Origin of the sequence: uncultured Sphingomonas sp., assembly GCF_964244235.1 — a bacterium.
In the GTDB taxonomy this organism is placed as follows: Bacteria; Pseudomonadota; Alphaproteobacteria; order Sphingomonadales; family Sphingomonadaceae; genus Sphingomonas.
In genome coordinates this window covers 1-8,159 of sequence record NZ_CAXTII010000103.1, presented here as the reverse complement: position 1 = coordinate 8,159, position 8,159 = coordinate 1, and the positions used below count along the sequence as shown (strand labels likewise).

10 protein-coding genes are annotated in these 8,159 nt (G+C 63.9%); 7 read left to right on the top strand and 3 right to left on the bottom strand.

The genetic code is table 11. The annotated features are described in order from the left end of the window. From ACFE7D_RS13205 to ACFE7D_RS13195, 3 genes are all read left to right on the top strand, one after another. The coding region (locus ACFE7D_RS13205) for a UDP binding domain-containing protein (protein WP_375395880.1) at positions 1 to 546 on the top strand (546 nt) is incomplete at its 5' end. 71 nt (positions 547 to 617) lie between these two features. Further along, positions 618 to 1,379 carry a metallophosphoesterase family protein gene (locus ACFE7D_RS13200; RefSeq protein WP_375395879.1) on the top strand — a complete coding sequence of 254 codons (762 nt, stop codon included), beginning with the start codon at positions 618 to 620 and terminating at the stop codon, positions 1,377 to 1,379. Positions 1,380 to 1,545: 166 nt separating this feature from the next. Beyond that, entirely contained in the window at positions 1,546 to 1,827 is a 282-nt protein-coding gene (locus ACFE7D_RS13195) for a hypothetical protein (protein WP_375395878.1), read from the top strand. 491 nt (positions 1,828 to 2,318) lie between these two features. Here ACFE7D_RS13195 and ACFE7D_RS13190 read toward each other — a convergent pair whose 3' ends face one another. Together ACFE7D_RS13190 and rpsU are read right to left on the bottom strand one after the other, a co-directional pair. Next, positions 2,319 to 2,909: an FKBP-type peptidyl-prolyl cis-trans isomerase gene (locus ACFE7D_RS13190; RefSeq protein WP_375395877.1), complete on the bottom strand. Its 591-nt coding sequence runs from the start codon at positions 2,907 to 2,909 to the stop codon at positions 2,319 to 2,321. 101 nt (positions 2,910 to 3,010) lie between these two features. Continuing rightward, positions 3,011 to 3,217, bottom strand: a complete 207-nt coding sequence (gene rpsU / locus ACFE7D_RS13185; RefSeq protein ID WP_088331195.1) for a 30S ribosomal protein S21 — start codon at positions 3,215 to 3,217, stop codon at positions 3,011 to 3,013. A gap of 213 nt (positions 3,218 to 3,430) precedes the next feature. Here rpsU and cysS point away from each other — a divergent pair, with 213 nt between their 5' ends. Beyond that, positions 3,431 to 4,858, top strand: a complete 1,428-nt coding sequence (gene cysS / locus ACFE7D_RS13180) for a cysteine--tRNA ligase (RefSeq protein WP_375395876.1) — start codon at positions 3,431 to 3,433, stop codon at positions 4,856 to 4,858. On the opposite strand, the gene ACFE7D_RS13175 is transcribed toward cysS, so the two are convergent. Then, a complete protein-coding gene (locus ACFE7D_RS13175) occupies positions 4,851 to 5,861 on the bottom strand; it encodes a M48 family metalloprotease (RefSeq protein WP_375395875.1) in 1,011 nt (336 codons plus the stop codon). The two genes, cysS and ACFE7D_RS13175, sit on opposite strands and share 8 nt — an antisense overlap. 157 nt (positions 5,862 to 6,018) lie before the next feature. Here ACFE7D_RS13175 and ACFE7D_RS13170 point away from each other — a divergent pair, with 157 nt between their 5' ends. From ACFE7D_RS13170 to ACFE7D_RS13160, 3 genes are all read left to right on the top strand, one after another. Then, positions 6,019 to 6,498 carry a peroxiredoxin gene (locus ACFE7D_RS13170; RefSeq protein ID WP_375395874.1) on the top strand — a complete coding sequence of 160 codons (480 nt, stop codon included), beginning with the start codon at positions 6,019 to 6,021 and terminating at the stop codon, positions 6,496 to 6,498. A 10-nt stretch (positions 6,499 to 6,508) separates the two neighbouring features. Next, positions 6,509 to 7,438: a thiamine-phosphate kinase gene (thiL, locus tag ACFE7D_RS13165; protein ID WP_375395873.1), complete on the top strand. Its 930-nt coding sequence runs from the start codon at positions 6,509 to 6,511 to the stop codon at positions 7,436 to 7,438. A gap of 57 nt (positions 7,439 to 7,495) precedes the next feature. Continuing rightward, on the top strand, positions 7,496 to 8,159 hold a 664-nt coding region (locus ACFE7D_RS13160; RefSeq protein ID WP_375395872.1), incomplete at its 3' end, for a sodium/proton-translocating pyrophosphatase.

Below are 8,159 nucleotides of genomic sequence, written 5' to 3'. Positions count from 1 at the left end.
CATCCGCGCGTCAACATCCTGTCGCCCGGCCCCGGCGTCGGCGGGCATTGCATCGCGGTCGATCCATGGTTTCTGGTCCACGCCGATCCCGCGAACACGCGGTTGATCCGCACCGCCCGCGAAGTGAACGACGGCAAGACCGATCATGTGATCGCCCAGGCCGCAGCGATGATCGACTCGTTGCCGAACGGCGCGCCGGTCGCGTGCCTCGGCCTCGCGTTCAAGGCGAATATCGACGATTTCCGTGAAAGCCCTGCACTGAAGGTCGCGACTGCACTCGCCGCCCGGTTCGGTCAGCGGGTTCGAATCGTCGAACCTTATGCCGACACGCTGCCCCCTGCCCTCGTCGTCTGCGGCGCGACGCTGATCGACATCGACGAAGCGATCGAGACCTGTGCGGGAATGGTCGTGCTGGTCGATCACGATCTCTTCCGATCGGTTCCTCTGGCGGAGCGAGTCGATAAGGCGGTGATGGACACGCGCGGCATCTGGCCCGATCAACCGATACGCCGCATTGCCGTGCAGCCTCTTCGGCTCGCAAGCTGACCGTTGCATCTGCCGTTGCCGGCCGGGCGGAGCGTGCCTATATCCGCGGCCCTTCCGGAACCGCACCGACCATGCTTCGCAAAATCTTCAAATCGCGGGTTAAACCGTCGAAGGCACCGGGATCGATTCCAGCGGGCGAGCGGGTTTACGCGATCGGCGATATTCATGGTTGCCTCGACCTTCTCGATCAATTGCTCGGCATGATCGACATCGATGACCATGCGCGCGGCCCGGCGCAAACCACCCTTGTCTTCCTTGGCGATCTGATCGACCGCGGTCCCGAATCGGCGGCGGTCATCGACCGATTGATCGCCCTCAGGGCGGATCGGCCGACCGCTCGCTTTATCCTGGGTAATCATGAGGAAATCTTCCTGGGATCGATTGACGGCGACGAAAAGGCGGTGCGTTTGTTCTGCCGGATCGGCGGTCGCGAGACCGTGCTTAGCTATGGTGTTACGCCTGAGGCGTATGAACGGTCTGATCACCACGAACTATGTGCCACGTTGCAATCGGTTGTTCCCGCGGATCATCGGTCATTCCTCGCAGGTTTCGAAGACCTGATCGAGATTGGTGATTACGCCTTTGTTCATGCCGGCGTCCGTCCTGATCGTCCGTTGGCTGACCAGCGAAAGGCCGACCTCAGGTGGATACGCGATGTCTTTCTGGATTATCCCGGGCCACTCGAGAAGATTATCGTTCATGGCCATACGATCGCAGACGACATCGAGATCGGCGCGCATCGGATCGGAGTCGATACCGGCGCCTATGCAACAGGTCGGCTGAGTGCGGTTGGTCTCGAGGGCAACGAGTCATGGCATCTGCAGACCGGCTGAACGCTGCATCCGCCGAAATATCGGCTCTCGACCAATTACCGGCTATCGCTCAGTTTTTAGGATGGTAAGCACCGATTGCCGTGGCTGTATGTTGCAGCGCGGCAACGGCTTGGAACGCTTTCACGCTGGGTCCGTTTGACGATTGCTCTGTTCCGCATTTGCTGGCATGGCATTTGTCGACGGACGAAAAGAGGAGTTCGACATGCGTCTCGGAAAGTATTTCATGGCTGCTGCAGTTGCCACGATGGCGGTTGCTCCGGCAATGGCCGCCCCGGCAAACCCGGCGGCTAGCCTTTCGATCTCGTCACCGGCTCGCGCCGGAACGTCGGCGTCGCATAAGGACAAGCTCGCTGGTGGCGGTTTCATTATCGCCCTTATTGCGGCCGCGGCCGTGATTGCGGGTATCGTGGTCGTAGCCACGAATAAAGATAAGCCTACAAGCAACTAAGCTTGGCAGTCTTGTCGAGGAAATAGCGGTCTTCGGACCGCTATTTTTTTGTCTATTTTTTTGGTGTACCGGATCGAACACTTGCCGGGAACTTCGGCCTAACGGGCCTCCCTCCGCAACGGCTTTTTCCCGTGGACGATGGTAATTGCGGTAGCTTGGGTAATTGCGGTAGCTTGGTTTCGGGGTTGACCAGCTACAACGTACAAATCGATCGCGGCAAGATTGTCGATTGCGCAGTTGCGGTTGATCGACCTGTCTGACCAGGGTCCAAACCCAATCAGGCCAACGGTCGGGGCGGAGCCAAATCTGGCGCACAGGTAGGAGCGAGGAGGGAGCGATGCGTTCGCATCGTGACCGACGAGCTTGGCCTGATCGGGTTTGGACCCTAGAAGATCGCCGTTCCGTCTCGCATCGAAGTCAGCGCCAGTTATGAAACGGCGGGGTCGGCGTTTCAAAAACTCCGATATGCTATCTAGCGCCTGGACGAACCGTCACTGCGGCGGGGAGCCTGCGCTCGGCGGCATCTGAACCCCCGGTCCGGAAGCACCGGCACCGCCGCCCCGAGCCATTGCGGCGCGGGCCTGCATCTGCTGGACGACGCTCGCCGGCAGGAAATCGACGAGCTCGATGTCAAACATCAAAGTCGCATTCGCCGGGATCGGCCCGGCACCCGCTGCGCCGTATCCCAGCTTGGACGGGATCCAGACGCGATATTTCGCGCCCTTCTGCATCAATTTCAGCGCTTCGGAAAAGCCCGGAACGACACTGCCGACAGGCATCGGGGTCGGCTGCTGCGACTTGTCGAACGTCTTGCCGTCGAGCAACTTGCCTTCATAGTTCACCAGTGCGACATCGGTATCGGTCGGGCGAGGAGCGCCCGGCTGACCGGGCGCGATGATCTTGTATTCCAACCCCGTAGCAGTCGTCACGATACCGCGGGCACGTGAATTGCGCGTAAGAAAGTCATCGCCCTGCCGTGCCAGCGCGAAGGCAGCGAGGCACGCCAACACCACGCCGACCCACAAATAGATCAGGTAACTTCGCTTGGTCGCACGAAGCGGAACGGCGGTGACGGTCGACATGATCGGGAGCCTCGCTGCGTGGCAGCCAACACCGCCCCGGCTTCGTATTCGACAATATTTACGGCAACGCGCCCTGCCGATCCGAGCAGGACATCATGGTCTTACCGCGCACCATCACGCTCGGCGCGCTTACGATCCATCTTGCGCGCGCGTCGGACTGCCGCCGCACGCTCACGCGCACGCTTTTCGCTGGGTTTTTCATAATGGCGGCGCAGCTTCATCTCGCGATACACACCCTCGCGCTGCAGTTTCTTCTTCAGCGCGCGCAGGGCCTGATCGACATTGTTGTCGCGGACGATGATTTGCATAAACCCGTAAAACTCCGGCGTAATAGCTATGGCGCCGCGAAGCGCTTCGCGACGGTATTGCGGCCGCCTATCAGCCTGCAACGGAGATTTCAAGGACCGTGGCTCGATTGGAGCAAGGGCCTCCCCGCCGATCGTCAGCGCGCGTCGCAGGCATACCCCCCCCCGCGGCTTGCACTCTTTGCTAGAAACCGGCCGCCCGGCTAAAGGCAAGCCATGACCACGGTACCGCTCATTTTATACAACAGCCTGACCCGGATGCCGGAAACCTTCGCGCCGATCGATCCCACCGACGTCCGCGTCTATTCGTGCGGCCCAACGGTCTATAATTATGCGCATATCGGCAATCTGCGCGCCTATGTCTTCACCGATACGCTTTCACGTACGCTGACGTGGAAGGGGTGGCCGGTCACGCACATCATCAACATCACCGACGTCGGTCACTTGACCTCCGACGCCGATGCCGGCGACGACAAGATGGAAGCGGCTTCCAAGGCGACCGGGCGCGATATCTGGGATATCTCGAGACACTATACCAAAGCCTTCAAACAAAATCTGACCGACCTGAACATCCATCCTCCCAGTCTCTTCCCCCTCGCGACCGATCACATCGCGGAGATGATCGCCTGGGGAAAAGCGATCGAGGTCGAGCATTGCTACCGCCTGCCCGACGGCCTGTATTTCGATACGACGACCGTCCCGAACTACGGGTCGCTCGCGGGCCATATGGTCGACGAGGGCGAAAGCCGGATCGACCCGGTCGCGGGCAAGCGCAACCCGGCGGATTTCGCGATCTGGCGCAACAATGGCGCGGACGAGCATCGGCAGATGGAATGGGACTCGCCATGGGGTCGCGGCGCGCCGGGATGGCATCTCGAATGCTCCGTCATGAGCGCGAAATATCTGGGGCCGCGGTTCGATATTCACACCGGCGGAATCGACCACCGCGAGATCCACCACCCTAACGAGATCGCGCAGAACCAGGCACATTGCGGCTGCGCCGATTCCGGTGCGACTTTCTGGATGCACAACAACTTCCTCGTCGAACGTACGGGAAAGATGTCGAAATCCAGCGGCGGTTCCATTACCCTGCAAACCCTGACGGATCGCGGCTTTCATTCGCGGGCGTATCGGTTGATGTGCCTTCAGGCACATTATCGGTCCGAGATGGAGTTCAGTTGGGACGGGCTGGCGGCGGCGACGACGCGGCTCAAGCGTCTGGTACAGACAGTGACAGCGTTGCGTGATCGCCCCCCCGCCCCACCGGCCGCCGACGCCTCGTCCTACCGCGAGCAGCTGGACGCGGCGATGTCGGATGATTTGAATACATCGCGGGCGCTCCCCGTGCTTGATGCAATGCTGGCCGACAAGCGGATCGCGCCAGCCGATCGCATTGCCGCCCTCGTCGATTTCGACGCGGTGCTCGGCCTCGACCTGGCAACCCTTCACCGCGAGGACCTGCGCGTTCGCCCGGCAACAGCGACGATGGACGAGGCGATGGTCGCCGCCCGTCTGGCCGAACGCCGCGAAGCGCGCGCGGCAAGGGATTTCCCCCGGTCGGACGTGATCCGCGACGATCTCGCCGCCGCGGGCGTCGAGGTGATGGACGGCGATCCGCTCGGCTGGGACTGGCGGATCAGTTGAGCGGCTGGTCTCGCGTGGCAAGGACCGTCGGCACGTAAGGCCGGGGCGCGCCCTCGGGAATTCGCGCGACCTCGTCCGCGATCGCCGCTGCCCGCGCACTGGCGGATGGATGAGTCCGGCTACGGAACAGCCCGCCATCGACATCGCCGCCATGCTCGCGCCAGAAACGCACGGCGTTCAGCGGGTCATAACCGGCGTTGTACAGGAGTGAGACCGACAACTGATCGGCCGCCCCCTCGGTTGCCCGGAACAGCCGACCGTTGCGACCCAGTTCCGCAAACAGCCCATGATCGACCTTCGCCGCATCGAGCCGCTGGCGGTGCCGGAGAATCGTATGCGACAATTCATGCGCGACGATAGCGGCGACGGCCTCATCCCCATAGCGTTCGAAGAAACGAACGCCGATCTGTACGACGACGCCATCCGACGACGCGTCCATGCCGGGGGTCAGGAGGATTTCGAAGTTGCTTCGGCACCCCGCTGGCGCGTCGATCGCGACCTTGCGGGCTGTCCCGCCACGCACCAGCTCGAGCGTCAACGGCCGATCGATGGGCTTCCGCGCGATCTGCGCGAGCGCGGCATCGCGGGTAATGCTGTTGGCCGTTCCCGCCACCGGATCGCCGTTTGGCAACGCCGCTCCGTCGACCGACACCAGCGAATCGTTCGGCCTGATCCCGGCCTTTTCCGCTGGGCCGCCAGACACCACCGCCTCCACCGCGATCGGCCGCTCGAAGCCGAACACCTGTCTGGCCGCCGCCCGCGATGCCGGTGCATATTGGCCAAGCGACTGAATGGCCCATCCCGGTGTCGGCGATAAATCCCGGCACAGCGCGGCATTGGCGGTGGTCAGCCGATAGGCGATCGTCGCCAGCCGCAGATCGACGGCGCGCAACGTTTCGAGCTGTGCGACCTGATCTGGGGGCGCGGGCCCGGCAGCAAGAGATGTCGTAACCGCAAGCGCTGCGATTGCGGACAACCAGGGGATTTGCAGTAGCGGCGGCATCGACAAGCCTCCTAACAGGTCGCCGACCCAGCCGCGCCGTCCTACCTTCGCTTGCAAAGCACGCAAGCGTCCATGGCTTCGTCGATCTCGCCTTGCCAATCGCCCGGCATTGCCGGAATGGGCGAAGCGTTGCCATCCGAACCCGAGGAGCTTTCCAATGACCATCAGCGTAGGCGATCGCCTGCCCTCCGCAACCCTGCTCAAGGTGACCTCCGATGGTCCCGATGCGGTCGACTCCGCGGACTATTTCGCTGGCCGTACGGTCGCACTATTCGCGGTGCCGGGGGCGTTCACGCCAACCTGCTCGGCGAAGCACCTGCCGGGCTATATCAATAACGCCGACGCCTTGAAGGCAAAGGGCGTCGATGAAATCGCCTGCACTTCGGTCAACGACGCCTTCGTGATGGGCGCGTGGAGCAAGGCGAACGACGCAGACGGCATCACGATGCTGGCCGACGGCAATGGCGGTTTCGCGGAGGCGCTGGGGCTGACCATGGACGGCTCGAAATTCGGCTTGGGCACGCGCAGTCAGCGGTATTCGATGCTGGTCGAGGACGGCGTGGTCAAGGAACTCAATGTCGAGGCCCCCGGCGCGTTCGAGGTGAGTTCCGCGGAGCATCTGCTCGGCGAATTGTGATCCGCGAACGGTGACCGAGGGAGAATTCCTCGAGTCGCTGCGCGCGCTGCCGCTCCACGCGGCGGCGCGCGGGCTGCTCGACGACACCGCGGTGCTCGGCGGTTACGTGCTGACGACCGACACCATCGTCGAGGGCGTTCATTTCCTGCCCACCGATCCGCCCGGCGACGTGGCCTGGAAGCTGGTCGCGACGAACCTGTCCGATCTCGCCGCCAAGGGCGCTCGACCGACGGGCGTCCTGCTGAACTATCCCTTGTCCGACGATCTTTGGGACCGCGCGTTCCTGGCCGGGCTTGCCGCCGCGATCGCGGCTTTTGCCTGTCCGCTGATCGGCGGCGATACCGTCTCGCTGCCCACGGGGGCGCCGCGGTTCCTGACCCTGACCGCGATCGGCGAGGGTTCGCCGGCCCCACCCCGTAGCGGCGCGCAGACCGGCGATTCGCTTTGGGTCGTCGGCCCGATCGGCGATGCGGGCGCGGGATTGCGGATCGCGCGCGGCGAACCGGGTCCCCGCTTGCTGCTCGCCGCCTATCGCCGGCCGCAGCCGCTATTGGCGGAAGGCTGCACGCTGGCCCCGATCGTCCATGCGATGATGGACGTTTCCGACGGGCTGCTGATCGACGCGCAGCGGATGGCAGCGGCCAGTGGGCTGGCGGTGACGGTCGATCTCGCCGCAGTACCATTGTCGCCAGATTACCGTCGCTTCGTCGGCGACGACCGCGCCGCCAGGCTCGCCGCGGCGACCGCCGGCGACGATTATGCGCTGCTGTTCGCGGCCGCCCCCGGCACCGTGCCGCCACTGGCCGCCGCCCGCATCGGCACCTTCGCGGTCGGTGCCGGGCTGTCGATCGAGGCGGCGGGGGAACCGGTGTCCCTGCCCGACCGACTCGGCTTCGAACATGCCGCCGCCACGCCGGGTTGCGCTCCGCCGCGACGCTGATACCTTGCCCATCAAAGGCGGACCGCACGAACGGACGCCAGAATGGGAAGGATCCGGATGACGACGATCTATATCGCGATGGTCTGCGGTGTGATCGCGGTGCTCTACTGCATCGTGACGAGCCGCCAACTGCTGGCTTTACCCGCGGGCGATGCGAGGATGCAGGACATCGCCGCCGCCATCCAGGAGGGCGCGAAGGCATACCTCGCCCGTCAATATACCGCGATCGCGGTCGTCGGCGTCGTGGTCGCCATCATCCTTGCGCTGACACTGGGTCTCGTCTCCACCGTCGGCTTCGTCGTCGGCGCGGTGCTGTCGGGCGCGGCAGGGTTCGCGGGCATGAACATCTCCGTTCGCGCGAACGTGCGCACCGCGGAGGCGGCGCGGACCTCGCTGCAGGGCGGCCTCACGACCGCATTCCGGTCGGGCGCGGTGACGGGGATGCTGGTCGCCGGGCTAGGGCTGCTAGCGATCAGCGTGCTGTTCTGGTACCTGATCGGACCCGCGGGCCATGACGTCGCGAACACCGCGGACCGGACGGTCGTCCAGGCGCTGACCGCGCTGGCGTTCGGGGCCAGCCTCATCTCGATCTTCGCGCGGCTCGGTGGCGGTATATTCACCAAAGCGGCGGATGTCGGCGCAGATCTGGTCGGCAAGGTCGAGGCCGGTATTCCGGAGGACGACCCCCGCAACCCCGCCACGATCGCGGACAATGTCGGCG

Bases quoted from the DNA above. Each gene is read 5' to 3' on its own strand.
- ACFE7D_RS13200 (WP_375395879.1), top strand. From the start codon at position 618: ATGCTTCGCAAAATCTTCAAATCGCGGGTTAAACCGTCGAAGGCACCG.
- ACFE7D_RS13195 (WP_375395878.1), top strand. From the start codon at position 1,546: ATGGCATTTGTCGACGGACGAAAAGAGGAGTTCGACATGCGTCTCGGA.
- ACFE7D_RS13190 (WP_375395877.1), bottom strand. From the start codon at position 2,909: ATGTCGACCGTCACCGCCGTTCCGCTTCGTGCGACCAAGCGAAGTTAC.
- rpsU (WP_088331195.1), bottom strand. From the start codon at position 3,217: ATGCAAATCATCGTCCGCGACAACAATGTCGATCAGGCCCTGCGCGCG.
- cysS (WP_375395876.1), top strand. From the start codon at position 3,431: ATGACCACGGTACCGCTCATTTTATACAACAGCCTGACCCGGATGCCG.
- ACFE7D_RS13175 (WP_375395875.1), bottom strand. From the start codon at position 5,861: ATGCCGCCGCTACTGCAAATCCCCTGGTTGTCCGCAATCGCAGCGCTT.
- ACFE7D_RS13170 (WP_375395874.1), top strand. From the start codon at position 6,019: ATGACCATCAGCGTAGGCGATCGCCTGCCCTCCGCAACCCTGCTCAAG.